The 500-nt window shown below is 51.0% G+C and carries 1 protein-coding gene and 1 pseudogene; both read left to right on the plus strand.

Going from position 1 to position 500, the window contains the following annotated elements; translation table 11 throughout:
* Positions 1-164: 164 nt before the first annotated feature.
* Entirely contained in the window at positions 165-299 is a 135-nt protein-coding gene (locus HMPREF3169_RS13535; protein ID WP_256364733.1) for a hypothetical protein, read from the plus strand.
* Positions 296-500, plus strand: a pseudogene (locus tag HMPREF3169_RS13275) (IS3 family transposase); the annotation flags it as partial. The gene HMPREF3169_RS13535 and the pseudogene HMPREF3169_RS13275, both read left to right, overlap by 4 nt.

Genomic DNA, 500 nt, shown 5'->3' on the forward strand with positions numbered 1-500 from the left:
TGTCCAGGTACTCCGAACAGTTCAAACGCGATGCCGTAGCCCTCTATGAGAACAACTAGGATCTCTCGCTGAACTCAGCATCAGCTGAGCTCGGTATCAACCGTGCCTCGCTACATTCTTGGGTCAAAAAGTACGGCACTGGCAAACGTGCCCGCACGAAGGCCGTGCACGATCAAGCCCAAGCGGCGAATGATTCTGCGCGAATCCGTCAGCTGGAAAAAGAAGTCTCTAAGCTGCGCGAAGAACGCGACATCCTGCGTAAGGCCGCGAAATATTTTGCCGAAGAGACTCACTGGTGATCCGCTTCCAGTTTGTCGATGACCACCGAACCGAGTACTCGGTTAAGCGGATGTGCGATGTGTTAAAGCTGAATCGTTCCTCGTTTTACAAGTGGGTGAGCACCCGTAAAAAACGCAGGTTAAAGATGTATTCTGATGCCGTTATTGGTGCAAGAATCAAGACCATCTTCGATGATGAGCACGGGCTTTATGGTGCTAAAC

It is taken from the genome of Corynebacterium sp. HMSC08C04 (genome assembly GCF_001807495.1).
GTDB classification, from domain to species: Bacteria; Actinomycetota; Actinomycetes; order Mycobacteriales; family Mycobacteriaceae; genus Corynebacterium; species Corynebacterium simulans.